The 19,944-nt window shown below is 43.6% G+C and carries 12 protein-coding genes; 2 read left to right on the plus strand and 10 right to left on the minus strand.

Translation table 11 applies throughout. The features are described 5' to 3' along the window. The 3 genes from PQO05_RS07535 to PQO05_RS07545 all read right to left on the minus strand — a co-directional run bounded on the left by PQO05_RS07535 (position 1) and on the right by PQO05_RS07545 (position 3,098). Positions 1–1,026 (minus strand): hypothetical protein, encoded by a 1,026-nt coding sequence (locus PQO05_RS07535; RefSeq protein WP_273632092.1) that lies wholly within the window; start codon positions 1,024–1,026, stop codon positions 1–3. Between the two features lie 271 nt (positions 1,027–1,297). Further along, the gene (locus PQO05_RS07540; protein ID WP_273632093.1) at positions 1,298–1,420 is read right to left on the minus strand and encodes a hypothetical protein; all 123 of its coding nucleotides are present in this window, start codon (positions 1,418–1,420) and stop codon (positions 1,298–1,300) included. Between the two features lie 343 nt (positions 1,421–1,763). Beyond that, the gene (locus PQO05_RS07545; RefSeq protein ID WP_273632094.1) at positions 1,764–3,098 is read right to left on the minus strand and encodes a hypothetical protein; all 1,335 of its coding nucleotides are present in this window, start codon (positions 3,096–3,098) and stop codon (positions 1,764–1,766) included. 107 nt (positions 3,099–3,205) lie between these two features. Between PQO05_RS07545 and PQO05_RS07550 the strand changes: the two genes are divergently transcribed. Then, complete coding sequence (locus tag PQO05_RS07550; RefSeq protein WP_273632095.1) at positions 3,206–3,649, plus strand: hypothetical protein; 444 nt, start codon at positions 3,206–3,208, stop codon at positions 3,647–3,649. Between the two features lie 159 nt (positions 3,650–3,808). Here PQO05_RS07550 and PQO05_RS07555 read toward each other — a convergent pair whose 3' ends face one another. After that, positions 3,809–5,656 (minus strand): DUF262 domain-containing HNH endonuclease family protein, encoded by a 1,848-nt coding sequence (locus tag PQO05_RS07555; RefSeq protein ID WP_273632096.1) that lies wholly within the window; start codon positions 5,654–5,656, stop codon positions 3,809–3,811. Position 5,657: 1 nt separating this feature from the next. Further along, positions 5,658–6,968, minus strand: a complete 1,311-nt coding sequence (locus PQO05_RS07560; protein WP_273632097.1) for a DUF262 domain-containing protein — start codon at positions 6,966–6,968, stop codon at positions 5,658–5,660. Between the two features lie 406 nt (positions 6,969–7,374). Here PQO05_RS07560 and PQO05_RS07565 point away from each other — a divergent pair, with 406 nt between their 5' ends. Further along, positions 7,375–7,842, plus strand: a complete 468-nt coding sequence (locus tag PQO05_RS07565; protein ID WP_273632098.1) for a very short patch repair endonuclease — start codon at positions 7,375–7,377, stop codon at positions 7,840–7,842. Here the strand turns inward: PQO05_RS07565 and PQO05_RS07570 are convergent. The 5 genes from PQO05_RS07570 to PQO05_RS07590 form a co-directional block, all read right to left on the minus strand. Next, positions 7,817–8,899 carry a hypothetical protein gene (locus tag PQO05_RS07570; RefSeq protein ID WP_273632099.1) on the minus strand — a complete coding sequence of 361 codons (1,083 nt, stop codon included), beginning with the start codon at positions 8,897–8,899 and terminating at the stop codon, positions 7,817–7,819. The two genes, PQO05_RS07565 and PQO05_RS07570, sit on opposite strands and share 26 nt — an antisense overlap. Continuing rightward, on the minus strand, positions 8,877–10,052 hold the full coding sequence (locus PQO05_RS07575) for a DNA cytosine methyltransferase (protein ID WP_273632100.1): 1,176 nt from the start codon (positions 10,050–10,052) through the stop codon (positions 8,877–8,879). Before PQO05_RS07575 ends, PQO05_RS07570 begins: the two co-directional genes overlap by 23 nt. Positions 10,053–10,172: 120 nt before the next feature. Further along, a complete protein-coding gene (locus tag PQO05_RS07580; RefSeq protein ID WP_273632101.1) occupies positions 10,173–11,240 on the minus strand; it encodes a PD-(D/E)XK nuclease family protein in 1,068 nt (355 codons plus the stop codon). Between the two features lies 1 nt (position 11,241). Beyond that, positions 11,242–17,010 carry a DEAD/DEAH box helicase gene (locus PQO05_RS07585; RefSeq protein ID WP_273632102.1) on the minus strand — a complete coding sequence of 1,923 codons (5,769 nt, stop codon included), beginning with the start codon at positions 17,008–17,010 and terminating at the stop codon, positions 11,242–11,244. Beyond that, positions 17,007–19,850 (minus strand): hypothetical protein, encoded by a 2,844-nt coding sequence (locus tag PQO05_RS07590; protein WP_273632103.1) that lies wholly within the window; start codon positions 19,848–19,850, stop codon positions 17,007–17,009. Before PQO05_RS07590 ends, PQO05_RS07585 begins: the two co-directional genes overlap by 4 nt. Positions 19,851–19,944 lie beyond the last annotated feature (94 nt).

Consider the following 19,944-nt stretch of genomic DNA (forward strand, 5'->3'; position numbering starts at 1 on the left):
TTATTGAAAACGCGCGATCGTGATGGCTGCAACAATCAATTCGTCGGCTTGCTCACTTGTTCCGGTAACGTAGTGGATCGGATCCCCCGGGCCAAAAATAAACCCAACAGGCTGATCCTGATCGTTGGCCAGTAGCAATAATTCGCCGTACCCGATGCCGCAACTATCTGGGTTGCCATTTCTTCTCGAATCATTAAAATGGAGGGAGCTACCTGAATCGGTACTGTCGTAAACAGAAATGCGGTAAACCTTGGCAACAAAATCTTCCGGGTTACTTACTTCTGTGAGCGGTACCAATTGTGGAGGAGCGGTAAGTACCATAAAATGTCCGTTTGAATGGCCTGCGGTGTAACCAAAGGATACGATATCGCCTGCAATTGCCGTGGAAAGTCCGCTTTTAGATACTCCTGTATAGGTTTTATCGGGTTGGTGTAGCTTTTGTGATTCCTGGTTATCGTAGCCCTGAATGGCCGGTATAGCTATAAAACCTGCGACATAACTCCACCTTCCGGGTAAAAGCACCGGGAATGCAATTGCGATTTCTAAGGCACTGGGTACAATACCCAGGGAGGCGAAATGAATTGCGTTAAAATCTATCTGGGCATGTAACAGGCTGTAGGCATTGTTTTGCGGATCATTGCTGCCTGTTGCAATAAGTACGCGGCAGCCAAAGCCCACACAATCGAGCGTGCCATTAAATGTATTACCTGCAGAAGTGGCAGCGGGACTAAATACCGAGTTTGGAAATAAATGATTAGGCCACACCGGTTGAAAAGCTGCCGGCGTCGATGTAAAATAGGTGTTGATGTCCGGCTGGGCATAACTGGGGTTAATGTAATGAGTGTAGACATTGAACAGTGTGTTGTTGAAACTAACTGTTCCGCCGCTTACTGTTGCACCTGCAATGCTGATATTACCCTGAAGAACAAGATATGGGGTTGATACGGCAAGGGATGCATCGGCTGTGTTATCGAAAAAATCTGAGTTATAGGCCTCCGGCCCGGCAAAGTAATTGATGGGTGACATTGTATATAAGGGTTTGGTTGATCTAATCTATCAACAAATTGAGACAAAACCAAATTTTATCGTCTGTTTATCCTGGTGCTGGAAGCTGATTACCGTTGGTCGGTTGACAACGGTGCAACGATCTATGAATAGGCGGTGTTTCTAAAACCTTGTGTATGTCTCTGATAAAAGGGGTACGTGTCCGTTGCCTGCGGCCCAGGCTATTCATTACAATCTTTTACAAAAGGATTTTCATTGCTATTCTTAAGGGGCAATTTACCAAGCGGATGGTTTACTGGTTATCTCTTTGATTGCTGTCGAATGATAAACCTGCTGATAAAGCCGGGAAGATCACACTGGTCATACTGTTGAAAGGCACGGCGGCGCAACTGGACGAAGGGGGCTTTGAATCCATAATCACATTGCTCATATGTTAAAATGATTGTATTTGATCAATTTCGTCGACAACCGTTTGATTTTAATTATATGTATTTTGTTAATTGTTGGTTGTGTTTTTACTTTGCCTTCCGTATTCACCGTTGGTATTCAGTAACTTAACATTCGCGTATGCTTTCAACTTTCGAGGCTTGCTTCTATAAGCTTTCTTTCATTAATAAGACAGCCTTTTAGCTGGATGAAATGGCGATCATAAAATTTCTGATAATTTTGTTTTAGCGGCACGGTATATCGTTATATCTGAATCTAACCTCTGGGACTTATAGTTAGTGTTTGCAGCTTTTTACATCAAAGAATGATCGTTAACCCTTTAACAAATAATGGATTAGGAAATACATACAGCAAATGCCATTTAAATAGATGGTTAAGAAAAATATTAAGAGCCAACGCCTTTCAAATTTAATTTTATCCAGTTTTACACTTACAGTGAAAAATATAACGGATACGTATATTAGTGAATTACCAAAAGTTCTGTTTGGGACTTCAGAGCGCCTCCGGCGTCTGAAAGGGGTAAAATGATCCACTTTGTAAACATGCTCTTGAAGTTTATCATAGTGTTTATAAGCAATTAACGCCCAGATAAAGGGCAGCAAAATCATCCACAAAATAACTTGCCAGCCGCTGTAGCCATAATCCCACCATAGCCAAATAAATTTATCAAAGAGCCAGCCTGATCCTAAAAAGCCAAAATGTAGATATTGGTAGGTTTGGTATTCCTTATCGGCCAGTTCATAACTTTCAGTTTGAAAATGTTTGCTAAAATTCTCCAACAACCTCATATAAGTAGCTTTGCAGGATGAATAGTCTGCCCGGGTAGCTGAATCAAGCGTGAAGTTTCGCCAATCAATTTGCAGATTCTCAACCGGAACGTTCCGCAAAAACAAGTTAATTTTCCTTATGCCTTTACGACAATTTCTAAGATCTAATGTGGTGTTATTATCGAAAGTCAGATTTTCCAGTAATAAATTTCTTTTTATCACGCCGGAAATGTAACTGTCTTTCTGTAAGTTGCAATCCTTTAGGTGCATATCATCGTAAACAATTACTTCTCTGAAGTTGAGTTCATGAATAATGGAGTTGTTCACGGATACCTTGTTAAGGGTGCAATGGTCAAAACTGAACTTTTCTGAAATATTAGTAAAAGCAACCTGAAGTGATGAGATCTGATTGTAGCTGGAAAAGAATTTTTTAATGAGAGAACCAGTCAAATTGAAGTTGCTGATTTTCATTTCATGCATATCATACACGTCGATGGTATCATTTGTGAAAGCATAACTGTAGCTTTTACTGTCGTACAAATTAATACTATGAACTTTTGTAAGAGTCAAAATTAATTTAGGTGTTTCAAAACTATTTAAGCGGATTCCCTGGATGTTACTTCCTCCGATCTCAATCGCATGAGACACAGCCGAATAGTGGTTGCCGGTAACGACGAATTTACGCAATGTTAAAACCGGGTCGAAAACGAAGGAGCTATCCTTAATACCTAAGAACGCATAATTTGTATCTGTACCACGGTTGATTAACTTTATCGGAAAATTCTCTTTAATGTGCCCCCGTTTATTTAGGGTTTCCCCCAGCGCGTTTTCCAAAATGCCGCATACTGCCAGGAGCCCCGTAAAAACATATTTTATCAAAAGCTTATTCGGTAACTGAAACATATTGCATGTCATTAATAATAAAATAGTTATGAAATATAATTAAATCTAAATAATTTTAGGTCCCTATTACCTTATAAAATAATATGAATAAGATTTCGTCGGTAACCTTATTGATGATAGCGACATTACTTATTAGTTGCGGACCAACCAAGCAAGACAGAATTAACGCATATAAAGAACGTTGTGTCCTACAAGCCAATAAGCGAATCGATGAGGATTTTGCGAGAGTGGGTTTTTTGTCTCCATTAGACAGTTTTAAAGTGCTGTTTGAATGCAATTGTCAGTGTAAAGCTGAAAAGTTGGTAGAACATTTCAGTGAGAGTGAAATGAAACGAATAGATCGCCTCCCGGAAAATCAGGTGAGAATGATTTTCGATCCAGTGGTTAATTCATGTGCTATTGACTTTGAAAAAAATATCCGCCAATTCCTCAACAGAGAAAAAGAACGGGAAGAGATTTATATGGATGCACTTAATCAAAAAGCCCGTTCTAAATCAAAGCCGCAGGCTTCAGTTCAACATAAATAGACATCTGTGTTAATTCGATATGTGTAGCTCCATTGCGAACAAGTCGTATTCCTTATGAAACAAACAGGAAATTTGGGAGAATAACCTGTTTGTTTTTCAAATAACTTTTTTCGGGCGCCGATTGCCTCTCGGTTGCGATAAGCTGCTTATCTTCGTATCTTAAGACAACGATTCCCGGCGCGGGTATAATAAATAGGTCATCAATTCACCATGGTCGGCTATTTCTTCATCCGTCCAGTTTGGGTACGAGAAAATAATTGCTTGTTTAAGGCTCTCCACACCAGAACGATTAGGGCTTTTGAAGTGGTCCTTTTTGCCATTAAACCCCAGGTTGTTTAACCTGGAGTTGGTGCTCCGGCTAATGAGGCAAAGGTTCCCAAAATTGTTCAGGCCTTCTACTCGTGGTTCGTTGTTCATGGGCTGTTGTGGTGCTACGTGCTCTACAGAGTTATTCTGCGTAAATCTGAAGTTCTTAAAAGCTTCCTCATTACTTTTGATCTGCGTTAAAACTTCAGGGCGGCAGTCCACCGTGTTTTTTTTGATCTCTGACAAATAATAAATCTCCCAAAGTCGGTAATCCAGGCAATTAAAAAGATAGATAGGGGTGTTAGTCCCCTGGTCTAACTGTGTTTGCAATCCGTTAAGACGTCTTTCGCTAAGTTCTCTTAGGAATGCTAACAAGTTGGTTTCGTTAATCACAGCTTCAGACCTGAAAAACTTGAGTAACGTTTGCAACCATGTTTTGTAACCAGGGCCTGGTTGGGACACATGAAACATGGATTGAATTTTAATGAGCTGATCCTGTTGACTAAAAGTATTCAAATAGCCATTTTCTGTGCTATTGAGCCTTAACAATTTCCAATTCCAATCTTCACTGCCTTCTTCTCTTTTGATGACATAGCGGTCAAAACAGGTCCTGTAATAGAAAAGCAGATTCAAGAAGTCAATGGCATCCGGCATTTTTCTTGGACTGTTAATAGTACATCCGAATTCCAGGAGGAGGTTTTTATCATCCAAAGAGACCTTCTCATCTGGAAAATAGAGCTGTAGTACCTGAAGTAAAAAGTTAGGGAAGTCGATGATTGATCTGAATTTGGATTCATACGCTACCATTGGGGCCTGACCCGCTGCTTTCCCGGGACTACTCAAAATGTTCAAAAGTCTGTTGTCAGAATTTTGAGAACTGTCAATGACGTTTCCGGAAGTCAGATTTCTTGCGATGACATGAGCGGGAATAGTTTGAAAATCAGTACCAAATATTGTTGCCCTTTTATCCGCCCTTACACCCATTTGAATAAATTTGTCCATTTGGGAACAGGCATCCCAAAGGCCCGCGTAGGCACTGCGTACGTCATGTGACTGATCTGTTAACTGCTCCAGGAAATTGGCTTTTAAGACTTCGTGGGGTTCCAGCTGTTCTCCCCGGTTATTCATAGTCTCAAAATAGTGATTGATGTCGGTTCCAGGCGGTACCGAAACCCGAACAATTTGAACGTGGTGGTAGAAATATTGAAAATACTCTTCCAGTCTGTTAAACGGGATTAATCCTGAACTCAAAAATGAGCTGATATCTTTAACTGCCTGCGAGAGGTTGCGGATTCCTTTCTGATCGTGATTCACGTGTAAGGCTGACTCATAATCGCTGAACAGAGCTGTTAAGAAACGTTGAGAAGCCTGTCTTGCCTCGAAATAAATATTGGGGGCTCTTTTCGTTTCACCTGTTTGATATTTGCCATGGATGACCGCATTGATCAGCGTAAGCGTGGTGTGCCGTTGCTGCCCATCAATCACTTCAAACCTTTCTTTTACCTCGTGAACAACCAGCGTTCCAATATAATAGTTACTTTTTTCATCGACTTGAAATTTATTCCAAATGTCCGTGAGAAGTTGTTCGATCTCGATTTTTGACCATGCATAGTTTCTTTGGTATAGCGGGATCAGGTACTGATCTTTTCCAAGTAAATTGCAGATGCTGAGGGTCTTTGGGGCGTTGGATTGCAGGGGCATATTAGTTCAGCTGATATGTTTTAAAAACCTCTATAATTTCTGCGATAGGCCTTTCCGGCGTATTGCCAGTTAGGCTGAGTTTCGTCCGGATGTTAAGCACTGCTCTGTGGTCGTATGTAGAGTTGAGCATCTTAAACAGGTTGTTTCCATCGGCCTGAATGTGCGCATCAATAGAGGAATACCGTACACTAAATTTGTCTAGTCTAAGTTTGTAGGCCCACATATACAAGTATGGATAAGTCTGCTCAAAACCTTCCGATCCGAATCTGTCATAATAAAACATGGTTATGGCTTTAAATAAATTTCTTACATAAAGATCACCGCTACGGTTAGAATGCGGGTAACAAGTGTGCTTTTTGTAAAAATTACTAAAAGCCGTTGAGGTTTTTTTGTCGAAAAGTTCCTGATGTATTTTTACATAATGTTCGATCATTTCGAAAAAACGTTTGCCATTAATGATCATTTGAGTCATTTGAAAGGGAAAGCCCATATGATTTCCCAATTTATTCCACACTAAATCTTTCTCAAATTGTGCAGTAACGGCGTCGTTCATCAAGTAGGCCCTGAGGTAAGGGTACTTAGGAAAACGATCAAAATTGACGCCCTTAAATTCTTCGATATCATTCTTGGTGAAGGTATAGGCATTGTCTCCCTGTGCCCATTTTCGTATGCGAAACAAGTAAGTGCCAATCACATAATTTAAATTTCCTTGGTCGATTGCGTCTTCCCAGGTTTTAACACAAGCGATCTTTTCGGATTCGGTATTATCGCTCATTTCTCTTAAATGAAAAGCCTTCAGCAAGTCAGCCGGTTCAAGGGATTTGCCCCTGGAATTTTGAGAATCAAAAAATTGAAAAGCTTCAGAGAGATCGTCGAGCTGAATCGTGACAAACTCGCAGTGATATAACAAATAGGCTTTCAGAGCCTGCTGTGCATTGTCGTCCATGCTATAAAGCCACTGCACGATTGCAGTATAGTTAGCAATCAGATTAGCCTTCGAGTCATCGTGACTGTATTCACCCATTAGTAGAGTCGGGGTCAAATCTTTCAATGCATAAAAGATAAGGCTCATCGTTGTCAGCCTTTGTTGGCCATCGACAATGTTTAAATTTTCGTTCGTGTCCTTGTGGAAAATAATCGTACCGATACGGTAATTATCCAAGCTTTTTGTCGAGGCAGTCCTGACGTCATCCAGTAATTGCAGGGCATTTTTGATTTTCCAGGTATAAGGACGTTGATAAGAGGGAATAGTTAAGTTTGGTAAGGCGATGATATCCTTAGTTAATCCAATTGAAATAAGCAGAGAAGGCATTTAAACAGACAGGGATTAGATTGGCGAATATAGCAAAGTCTTATGTGTTTTAAAGATGCGGATTGTACTAACTGAATGGATCAGGAGGGTCTTTTTTAAGTTGCAGATTTTCTTTCAAAATAACGTTTGACTAAAGATGCGGGAGACAAAGACCTGAACAGGTTTTGTGAGGCGTCATTGGTTTCGTAATCCAAAAAGACTATATTTCTGACGCGGTTTACATATCAGTTAAACAACAAAGTTATTTAACTTCTGCTCCGGCATCCAAGCATATATTTTTAAGTGATTTTTCTTAAGAGTGGAAACATAACCGAGCAATTCTTTTCGTAAATAAATCAAACAGTTACAATGAGATTTTCTTTGGAAACACAGGCAATCAAATTTGCCGCGATTTTGTTAGATGTTTATGGCTGATGTGCATTCCAAAGAAATCAGAAGTTATAACATGTCCCGTATACGTAGTACCGGGACCAAAATTGAGCTTTTACTGGGTAAAGAACTTTGGTCGAGAGGCGTACGTTACCGTAAAAATGATAAGACAATAAAAGGCAAACCTGATTTTGCTTTCAAAGCACTTAAGCTCGCCATTTTTTGTGACAGTGAATTTTGGCACGGAAAAGACTTAGACGGATTAAAAAGCCGGATCGGAACCAATAATGAATTTTGGGTTAATAAGATTAGCGCCAATATTGAAAGAGATCAGAAAGTCAACATTGCATTAACCGGAGCCGGGTGGACTGTTTTACGTTATTGGGAAAAAGACATCAAAAAAAACGCCAGCCTGGCGGCCGACGATATAATTGAAAATATTAAACGTATTAAACAAATGCAGACTGAACAAAAATTGCTCAGGCAGCAACAACAGGTTCCATAAAAGAATCCAGAAACTCCTGGTTTATACCTCTGATATTTCTGCGTCTGCATAAAGAATACAGCTCGTTTACGGCTGAATAGGGCATAAATTTAGTTTTTAATTCTTTAAATTGTAGTAAGTTAGCTTCCTGCACTACTTTGTTCCGGTCTTCATCAGGTGCGACGATCACATAATTCGTCGGAAAAGGGGGAAACAAGTCGTGAAAGGCTTTCATCCGTGTCAGACCTGAACGGACCCCTGTAGAATGCTCCACTTCAATGACTGCCGGCATAAGACGGCCGTTCTTAAACCAGATGCAGTCTATCAGTAAGGCAGCCTTAATGGCGTCAGCATGAGCTTTTAACAAAGGCTCATTGCTCAGCGACTGGATTATGCCTTCATATTCAATAATTCTTTTGCCGTTATAAATTATACCTTTATCGTTCTGCGCTACCCAGGTGCGGTAATCAAATTGTTTGCCGATATTATATAAAGCGATCTGCATCAGCGCATGCGTTCGTTTAATATCCGCATCAATGCCTGTTATTTCACCAATACCTGAAGGGTCAGTAATACTTAGCGCGTCAAAAGTTTCAACCGAACCTTCACTGATCACAATGTCCGTATCAATACGGCTGCTTACGCCGGATTTGTGAACATTGTCCGGCGTGTAAATAATATGTTTATGACCTTGTTTGATGACAGGCTCGCCGCCTGTCATCTGTATTCGTCCCGGATAACAATAATGGAACATCGGTGTATGGACTAACAAGGTTTCCAGCACACTCCGGGTATTGTAACTGCCGGCGAATAACCGGTCAACATTAATCGGTTGGTCCGGAACCAGCGCATTAGCCAAACGCCAGATCTGTTCTTTTGAAATCGAGGCATGGCTGGCAGTTGCTTCTGTAGCGCCGTCAGCAGGTTTCCAGCGCTTGATAATTACCGGACCTTCGGGTAATTGTACGCGTTCAATTTTAATCAGCCCTGTATTGGACGGATCCAGATAATTATACGCGACGTTCTTATTAAGCCGGTCTATTTCCCGTACCAGATTACTCGCTGTCAGCTGTGGCATATGATTTTATATTTTTTTCAGCCATGATTTTACCCAGGAAATCACTGATATTAAGCGCAAGTCCTTTGGCGGCCAGGTACGGAACCCCGTTCCCGATGGTCTTAAACATATCTGTTAATGATATATGCTGCGGAATCACAAATTCTTTCGGCAGGGACTGGATGGCGAGCGCTTCTGCCACAGAAATTCTTCTGGGTTTATACGGATGAAGATGTACTTCATTATTTCCATATGCCGCAGTAGGGGAGTAGCGCCAACGGTGTAATCTTTTATAGGATTTTTTCAGGTCATCACCTTCGCTGATGGACAGGAATTTCGTAAGGCCGTTTCTCGGCGTAAAATGATGTTTGCCATTGGGGTGGTTCGTTACGTCGTTACGGTCAAACCAGTGCTGGACAGTAAGCTCACGGATTATTTTTTCAGGTGCTTCCCTTTCTCCTTCTTCTCTGAACGGCTCTGTTGCCGGCCAGGCGGCCGCAGCTATGTTTTCCGTACTGTAAGTCTTATTAGCTTCCCAGTCAAAACCAGTCAGCAGATGGTCTTTGCTTTTATCGGTACCGGTCCCTCTGAGGATGTTTTTATGAAAACCGATCAGGATAATGCGCTGCCTGTCCTGGGGAGCACCGAATTCTACGGAATTGATCAGTTGTTCGGTGAGGTAATAACCGGCATCTTTTAGTTTGTTTTTCATGGATTCGAAAAACTCCCGGTGCTTCACAGTGCGGTATAATCCCTTGACATTCTCAAAAAGAAAAAAATCGGGCTTCGCTGTACAAATGAGTTCAACATAGGTTCCTGAAAGTTTTCCGTTTTCGCCCTCGTGGCCTCTGTTTTTGCCACCTACCGAAAAATCAGGACACGGGGGACCGCCGATAAACCCGATAAGCTTTTCCTGCTTACGCTCTTGTGTTATACGGTCCTTAAAAACCTTCAGCTCTTCCGGTTTCAGGTATTCTGTTATATCTTTCACCTCATGGCCGTATTTCGGTCCGGTGATGTCAAGATTGGCACGTGCCCCCTTGTAGATGTCCATAAAAGCTTTGTGATACTCGTTTACAAAAAGCACATCGTATTTTCCGGTTGTTTCAAAACCCAAATCCAAAAAACCCGCCCCTGCGAAAAAAGAAAATATACCAATCTTACTGTCTGTCATAATCCTATAAAACTTATGCAAATTAACATATATCTGCACATTTTTCTAACCATTGACAGCGATATGGACACTCTTCTTTTCAACAATACAGACCGGAAAATCTATAGCGGCTTTAAATGCCTATTGCTGAACGTTATATATAATTGAAAATTTCGTAAAACTGTACCCGTCCGGATGACTCGCGGACTGTTTCACATTGTTAATAAACAACGGTTTGCCTTTTAACTTTAACACACTATCCATATCTGCACAGGGCTGCGGCATAAAAATTTTTTGCCCGCTGTTAAGTGTAATCGTAAAATTTCCGAAAGTATGCGCGTTGATATCAACAGCAGTTCCTGCAATATCACCATACGGCCCGGGTTCAGTGATTATACGGAAGGGACAATCAGGCTTATAATTACAATATCTGCAATTCAGAGCAGACGGAGATGCCAATTCTCCTTCGCGCAGCTTTGTCAGATTCTGTTGCATGACCCGGATTCGGCTGACGAGCCCCGTAACCTCATCCGGTATACACGGGCCGCTGATTTCAGTCCCGTCAGGTGTGACAACCGTCAGCTTAGTGGGGAAAAAACCATAATTTTCCCGCACGAGATATGCATATAACAAAAGTTGGTTGCGGTATTCGTCTTTTATAAAATCATAAAAGTCCGCACCGGAATCTGCACTCATTTCAGGTATATCTTCCCGGAACACTTGTCCGGTTTTATAATCTTTGATCTCATAAGGCAACCCGTTTTTCAGAACGAGCGTATCGGGACGGCCCCTTAAAAAACCGTCAGATGATGCAAGCCACCGTTCAGACAAAAATTGCCACAAAAAATTTGACCGTTCATGAAAAACACCATCAGGTTCTTTTAAAATTAAGCGTTTTCCGGCATATTTATAACGGGCGTAATTTTTAACGAGATATTTCAATCCGCCGTTTTGTTCTTCCTGTTCCGTCAGCTGCCATATAATATTGAATTCTTCTTCAGTATTAATTCTGTTGCTACTATTTATATCAAGAATTTTATGAATCACATTGCCGAGAGCAGCTGCATAATTATTCTTCAAATCGTACCCTTTGTTATTGGTATTCTTGAATAATCCGCGGAGATGACATTTAAGTATCCAATTAGCGCCTGAAGGAGAAAACCGTTCCGGCACCTGTTTCGTTAAGGGACTTACAGTAATTATCCTCATTTTACCATGACTTGCATTTGGCGGGTCTTCTCAGTCCGTTAAAAGTATCTATGTAAATAATATCTTTCCGGCCGCTGTTGGAACGTAATATTTCCGTAAGTCCCGCTGCTTCAGAAGCGAGCCAGTCTTCCTGTATATCAGACATATCCCATAACGGATGTACGATAATGACCGGAAACCCCTGGTTTACGAAACCAAATAATTTATTACCGGGTCCTGCAAATACTTTCCGGCTGCCGAAAGCTTCGCAAAGGTTACGGGCCGTTTCTTCAGCAATAACCGGCCATAATCTCAGTTCTGGTGATTCAAAGTCCCCGTCGGTCCCGCATTTATAATCTGAGTCTTTTAAAAGCCGGATCCATGCCATACCAAGTCTCCAGTCCAGCAGGCCATGAAAGTTCATATTTCTGTAGACTTTCAGGCATTTGTAACAGGCACTTTTGCAAGACTGGTGTTCTTCGCTTCTGAGATGTTCGAAGTAGGCATTATTACTGAGTGCAACGGGTCCCAGTATGCGGTCGTTCATTAATGCCGCCAGGTTTTCGAAGCCGTATCTCACAAATCCGGATCCGTTTGGCAACTCGTCAGTCAGTGTAATAACAGGAAGTCCGTTGGCATCCCGGACAACCTCTGCGATTTCAATTTCTAACGGATCAATATCAAGCGCTACCGCAACCGCACGCTGGATCAGAAATGCTGCAGAGTAGACAGCCGATTTGACTCCGGCGGCGCTTATGTCAGGATTAAACATATCAGCATAAATGCCGCGCAGAATGTTTTCCGGGCTGATCCGCAGTACTTCTGTGGTTTTGTTGGCCGCGAGCGCAGTACGGATTTCCAAACCTGTGTCCTGTACGACAGCCCCGCGGATACGTAAACTTGTATTATTGATAAACCACTGTTCGGGAATCTGATGATTTGATCCCTCGTGTACCAGAATTGTTTTTTTCAGGTTAAAGAAATCCTCTCCGTTTTTATTTATACGCCATGTTGTGTCAGCTTCCGACAGTCTGTTTAATGTGTTATCCGCGTCACCCTTAAACGGTATACCTGCGGGTTCAGCATATACTGATGGTCTTGCTGTTACCAGTTCCACATTTTCCCCTGAATCTTTTCCGTCAAAAAAATCAGAACGGTATGCTGCCGGGATAATTACAGGGAAACGCACTGCCTCCGGATTGCCACAAACAGGGCACAATACAGATCCGGGAGAACCAAGATTTCCGTCACCTGCAGTATATCTCACTGTTTTTGTCAGAAAACAATTACCGCATTTAATCATATGACCTGCAAAACGGAATGCTTTGTCATCAGATCTGAGGAGGTCCGGATAATTATTCAGCGGGCTGACATCCAGCTCAGGCGTAATACCAATTGATTTGTAGATTCTTTTGTCTTTTGTTTTTTCGGAACCCGGCGCAAATTCGCTGATCGCCATTGCCTGGTCCCGGTCAATAATTTTCATCTCACCGGGCTCTGTTGTATAACCATGGTAAAAATTTCTGACACTGGTAGGCATTCCGAACATCGGCAGTAAACCTCCCTCGGCTAAGCGGTCTGCTACTTCGTTTCCGGGCAGTTCTTCATTTTCCGCAGCTTTATTCAGAGCAGCCATAAAATGGCCATGAGTGTAATACCCGTCCTGATTAATCTTTTTCCAGGTGTTATCTGTGCCCGCTGCAAATTTAAGAAAGTAAGCTTCCAAATGCCTGCTGTGGCTTTTGAGCCAGTTCTCCAACACGAGTTTATTAGTTTCCCAGGCACCGAAAAAGCCCATTTCCGCGTGGGTACTCTTCGTTTCACCGTTTCGCGCAAGATAACTGTTCCGGAATGCTGAGGCCACAATAAATTTATTGAAAACCCGTCTGAATATTCTGGTCTGGTCCATGCTGAGTACCGGAGTAGGAGGCGGATCACTCGTGATCTCTTTAGGGTTACTGAAATAATGTTCGTCGTGACTCCGGCCCCGGCAAAAAGTAAGAATGGCTGAGTATGCTTGTCCCCGGCGGCCGGCGCGGCCCACGCGCTGCTGGTAATTAAATCTTTGGGGAGGCATATTTCCAAGCATGACAGCCTGGAGGGAGCCGATATCAACGCCTACCTCGAGCGTTGTGGTCACGGATAACAAATCTATTGTTCTGATATTTGCAGGTCCCTCATCCGGCAGGATCATGTTGCGGAAATGACGCTGCCTGCCGAACTGGTCATCTGTCTGACCAGTCATTTCTTCGCAATGTAACCGGAGTGCCTTACGTTGCCTGACCAGTGCATGCCAGGCCAAATGGTTGTTTTCACGTAAGCTGCTGACTTTTTTCCCTGACGCGGTCAGATTATTTCCGCAAAATGTACATCTCCATGCGGAATCGTGCAAATGCGGCCTGAAACAGTTTCCGCATTCAAAGTAAGTACTTTGAGGGTCTGTAGCTGGATAAAGCGCCAATGATTCGAATTTTAGTAGTCCTTCTTCTGTGATTGCAGACACTCCCCGTAAACGGTCGAAAACGTCTTCAGGCTTTTCGCCATGTGCAAGAATCAGTGACTTTACCCGGCTGTTCCAACCACCATCAGCGGTCTTCCTGGCATATTCAGCTCCTTCATAAAAATAGTTATCCCCCAGTTTTCTGATATAGGCGTGAAGACGGTTGCGTTCCTGAACCGGGATGCCGGACAGCTTATCTGCCCGGATGCCGATATAAGCCAACCCGCCCGCTTCAAGTCCGAAATAAAGCTTGCCAAATAGTGCTTTTGCCGCTTGGTCAAGGGTATCTGTCTCTGTTTCTTTATTCTCGGGCCCCGAACCGTCATAACTGACTTGCTCATTGCTTTCTGTAAATATTTTATACCACGGCTTGTAATAGTCAGCGCTAAACCGCTGCGATTTTCTGTCCAACCCGCGCGGATTAACGCCGAGTTTATATAAACGTTGGAGAACGCTGGGGAACGCCTCTAAAACCAGGTCATTAAAAGCAACAGACGGTGGCGCAGATAACATATCTGCCCACTGGCGTTCTGCTGCGGATCGTTGTGTTGGAAACGGGCTGGTGTTCTTACTTTGCCATATTGTATAGATTTCTGTCAGAATATCTTCTCCGTACGATGTAATCAACATTTCAATTACCTCCGGCGGAACAGTATCCGTGTACTTGTCTAATTCCCCGGCGATAATTTTATTATTCAGTTCCGGCCTGGCATAAAGTACCGAAATCAATGCTTCCCGGACCAAATCAGTGAAATGTTCGCGTTCGATTCCGTTTGCCATTTTCGCCGCATCTTCCCGGCTGTCTGTAAATAATACCAGTTTACGTTTTTCTTCGTCATCAGGCAGCTGGTAAAAAAGTTCTTTGGCTAATATCTGCGCCGTCTTGCTGAAGCCGGAGCGGAATCCTCTTACCGGGCTGGCCCGCGTAGTACCTTTTTCATAATTGCAGGCGCAGGCCGGGCAGGTACAAGGCAGGCACCGTTCTGCAATAGTATCTCCGCTTGTGTCATTTTGGAGAATAAATAATTTCCCCCGTACCTGATTGCTGCCGTCTGCCTCGTCATCGTAAGGCTCCAGCATACCCGAAACCTTGTTCAGATAATAATCAACCCAGTCACCATTGAGTGTGTTTCTCCTGTAAGACACATCCGGGGCGGCATCCTGCCCTCCTTGCGGCCAGAAAACGGCGTAATCACGGTATTTTCTTTTCTCTATAAGACTCTGGGGGCTGTTTTCCGGTATGCCTTCGATATCCGGACTTACCGAGATCATTTCGAGTTTTCCTGTAGCGCTGAGTCTGCTTCCGCCCAGAAAAGTGGTTCCGCAGTTCTCACAGTATAAGACATCAAACAACCGGTTGCCTTTTTTATCGGTTATATCTGCTTTTGCCTCCAAATTACCTACCGTTCTGCGTAACTGGTCTGGCAAGTCATCACGGTCAGCGAATTGGGGCTTTATCTTTTGCGTATCGGCGGTAGCCCATAGACCTTCAATGTTTCTTATAAAATAATGAAATCTTAACCTTTGCAGTCTTACTGCCGCAACTTCAGCATCGGTTTTGTCGAGCCCGTCTTTAAGTCCCCTGAGAATAATATACCCCCGTAATGCAAATTTTAAGTTGTCTTTATCCTTAAGTCCGGGAAAAAGCAGGCCGGCGAATGTTCCGGTATTATCGGTGTTACTTACCGACTCCAGCGCTGTTCCCGCCGCACTAAAGATACTACCGATCCGTTTGCGGAAACCAGCCCGGTGCAATTTCATTACCGCGCCTTTAATGCCTCCGTCCGGTAAACCGCAAAAATTATCGCAGGCTAATGTAAATAACGGTGACGTCGTGTTTTCATCTGTCTCATCGTAAGCCTTAGCTATGGCAGCAAGTAAATTTACGTCTGCTGTATCCGTCTCTGTTTCAGTGACTGGCTCCTGCTCACCGGTGATAATCTGGTCCGCCCGGAAGTCTGTACCAAAAAAGTCCTTCAGAAATTTTAAACTTTTCGGGTCACCGGGGTCTAATGAGGCGCTGGATGCGAGTATGCGGAGTTGTTTGTTTTCTGGCGTCAGCCCCAGCCTGTCAAGTAAAAGTCTTACAAGCCATGCAACTTCTGTACCCTGTGTCCCTCTGTACAAATGCAGTTCGTCTACAATCAGGTGAAAAATATTGTCACTGCTTTCAGCAAGCCATTTTTTTGTGGTTTCAAAAATACCCGCGTCCGCGTCTCTCATCAGCATGATACTCATCATAGAGAAATTTGTGATCAGAATATCAGGCGGGCTGACCTGCATGTCGAAACGGCTGCGCATTTCAGAACCATCGAGCTGTTGGAAAAAGTATTTCTTTGAATAGTCCGGAATTTCCCCGTTTTCTTCCTGTTTTCTGAAATAAGCTTCGATTTTGCCAAAGTTTTCGGTTGTAGCCCGCAGTTTCTGTTTCAGCCGTGAGAGTTGCCGGCTGGCCCTGGTTTTACGTCCCTTTATAATTTCATCGCCCTCTGTGCCGTCGAAGGACGGAAGTATGCCAGGTATCGGGGTCGCGCCGTTATATCTTCCGAAATAAATCCGGTTACGCAACCACCGTCCGGGGTTTCCGGCTGCCGCAGACCCGTCAAAGAAATTACGCGCTTCGTCAGAATCAAGTGCGGTGCGGAGTCTTGTCATTTGGTCTTCTACCAGTGCATTCATCGGATAAAGAATGAGTGCCCTCACCGCCGGACTTCTCTTTTCGTGTCCTCTTTGTAAGGCCTCGTCCGACAGTTTGCCTGTTGCGAAATCGATGACATGGTTGATAGATTTTCCTGACCCGCTTTCCCACCAGTTACCAAATTTTCTGGCGGCAGCAGCCGGGTCAGGCGCAGCTTCTTCATTCCAGGAATGTGCTTCGGTAGCCAATTGGGCAAACAGCGGCAGAAGAAATGATTCGGTTTTTCCGGAGCCCGTACCGGATGTTATGATGCAATTTTCCTTTTCTTTAAAAGCTTTGACCAGCATCTTGTACTGATGGCTGTACATATCGGTGTCAGCCGGAAACAGTCCGCAGGTGACGAGCTCTTTGAAGTAAGTCAGTTCTTTCGTATCCAGACCAGTTTCCTGCTCCGTAAGTTCTGCGATCTTTTTGCCGGAGGACTTATACTCGGGAAGCGGCTCTACCCAGGGTTGCCTGTATAAAACACCATCGGTATCAAGCAATGCTTCCCGCTCTTTCTCGAAAGACGGGAAGCGTGTTGAGAATGCTGTTTTGATGTACCGTTTATAATTCCCGGTTATAACTTCAAAAGATTTTAACGGATCTATCATATATTTATCTCTGTGTGGTTAAGGTTCTGTCCCAGTTTTATGGCCAATTTCTCAGCTGAGTTTTTTAAAATTCCCTTGTAAATTAAATAATGCCTGTATTGGCCTGTCCCGCCTGCGGAAGATAAACCTCCCTGAACCAGGTACAAATTTAACTGGACCGGGATCCGGCCCGTGATATAGTAAAGGTCCGCCTCGATACCTGCAGGTGGTCTCAGACGCGACGGAACCGCCAGAATATTACGACGGGCATCAAAATAAAAATTAGCTGTATTTCCTGTGATATATAATATCATCAGCCGGCCATAACGGGGATCGGTTCTGGCCTGGTACTTTATTCCGTTATCTTCAAAACGGATTGTATAAATATGATCCCATGGGGACATCTCGTACAAAGCTAAAGACGGATATTGTCTTTCCCGGAGAGCAGGCCTGCTGTAAAACCGCAATGAGGCCGTACTGAATAATTTACAGCGGTCTTCAAAGTGCCCCTCACTTTGCCTTTGTATCATGCTTTCCGTAATTTTATCCGCGACTGAGACAGACTCCCTTGTGAGCTGGTAATAGGGAACTGCTTTGTCCTGATGAAGATACCGGAGGACCTGGTCGATGCTTGTCCGGCCTGGTGTATAAAAAAACACTGAAGGAGGGAGCAGCAGGCCGTCATTACCTGATTCAGTGTACATTTTCAGGGAAATATCATGCACACCACAAACCGCAACCAACTGTTTGAGCAGACTTAAGGAGCAAGCACCTCCGAGAACATAGAGCCCGCCGGTAAAAGGAGTATTTGCGGTATTAGTGCTGTAGTTGTGGAAATTTCCTAGACGGAACAAGAAGGGCTTTACAGGGCTCATATATCTGAGATTCCCGTCTTCGCCATATTCTGCCAAGAATCTGCATGAGGCAATCAGCGCTGAGACTGTGTAGATGGATGCTTTGGAACTCCCTTCCGTGTCCGGGCCGTGCGCAGGAGCGAATAAACGGAACGCTTCATCAAACTGCGCTTTTGAAGCGGTCTCTTTATATGCCAGGTATTCAGTAAACAGAAGCGCTTTTGTATCCTTAACAGAAAGATTATCAACGGAGGTCTGGTCATTTTCCCATAAAGCAAACTGGGGCGGGACTTTTTCCGTCAGCCGCATATTGCTGACGACATTGTAAGCGTTTTCGTAGTTTTGTTTTTCCTGCAAATCACATTCCGCCGTAGTTGCGGCAGTCTTAAAAATCTTACTGGTAATTTCCGGATATAAAATATCTGTAAAAACAAGCCGGCCATAATGAGGTATAAAAATCTCATCACCGGTATTTGTTAAAGTAACTTCATATACCCCGCAAGGAACATCCGGTCCGGTAACAAACACGCCGTATTCATCCGGTTCAAAAACGAGCTTGTGTTGTTCATTACTGAAAACCAGCCGCTCCCTTCCCGACGCACCCGACAATACAGCTTCGAGGCCTGATGAGGCAATATATTCGCCCCGGTTATTTCCTTTAAGGCCTTCGCGGTACTCCAGAGTCACCCGTTCCGGAAGCGTTAATTTTTCAATTCCGCCGAAATTGCAATGAAAGCCGTCAGGGAAACAGTACGCATACCACCCTCTGAAGCAAATTAAATCACTGGTCACGTCTTCCCCGCCATTTTCTGAAAGCCAGGCCGTGAGCAAAAGCAGCATTTCCCCGTTCAGTAAAATATACTGGACCCCTGTCCGCTGTATCTGCGGGGCTTCAATAAAAATACCTGAATTCAGTCCCTCCGGTCTGCCATTGGCAAATACAAACAGGCGGTTTTCAGCAGGTTTAAAAACTGCGCGTAAGCCTAAGGCTGCGTCACTCAGGACTGTGTTAGCCGGTATATGATTAACACTTAAGGGCTTGGACCAGTTGTTAGGAAGAATTTCTGTTTTGACAGTGCCGAAGTCAATTTGTCCGTTTTTAAACAGTTCTTCCCGGAATCTGAATGAAAAAGAGGCGTAACCGGATTCGCCATCCCGTGAAAAGCAAAGACGGAGTTTTCTGATCTGGAAGGCCGCCTTGCCATTTTGTGTTTCGACCAAAGCCTGCCCGTCCCAGATCCGGTACAAGCTGTTCAGAATCGATACTGCAACAGACCGTTCAGCAGACAGCGGACCTTGCAGAACATCGGTGAGGCTGTGGTCCGCGTGTATGGAACGCATGGCTCTCAATAATTCCGGCAGGGAGACAGCAGTGCCCGGCTCTGTTTCCGTTTCGTACAAATATCGGTGAAACGCCGTAAGTTGCGTCTTTGACAGTAAAATAAATGTATATGGTTTTCCCATATACTCATAACTGAGCGAAGACAAAGTTTTCTGAGGTAAATACCCGAGAGAACCTTTCTTGAATTTATTAGCCCACCAGATGAAATTATCATACGCCTTATTCCAGTTCATATCGGGCCCCATGTTAGGAAACTGCTCCGCTGTGACGTTAAAATATTCTCTGATGCGGTTATATCGGCTGCCGGAATTACCGTTTGTCAGTGCAAGACTTACTCCGGTAAAATGACAAAGGGCAGGAGGAAAGCTGATTAATGTTTGTTTGTGCAGGAAGCTTTCTTCCCCGCGCTGGAATGCGTAGAGCCCTGTCTGTGAAGCTTCATTGATGCGCTGTATAATATTTCCGTGCGTACCCGGAAAGCCCGAGGTCCAGGCATTCTTAAAATTCTGAATAATATCTGTATCCGTTACGCCGTGAAATTCATTGGATTCCCGCGCGATTTCCGTTAAGTCGGTTTCTGAGATAATAAGTGAGACCGTACGGCCCTCATTTTCCGGCCGGAAAAAGAAATTGCCTAACAGATTATTCCAATCGCAATAAAGCATAAATTAATACAGAGGGTTTAGATTTAATAGTGCGGTAATATAAGTACAAATAATTAGCGAAAAAACTATCTGTGCGAAATACACAGGGTAGTTT

Source organism: Mucilaginibacter jinjuensis, assembly GCF_028596025.1.
Taxonomy (GTDB): Bacteria; Bacteroidota; Bacteroidia; order Sphingobacteriales; family Sphingobacteriaceae; genus Mucilaginibacter; species Mucilaginibacter jinjuensis.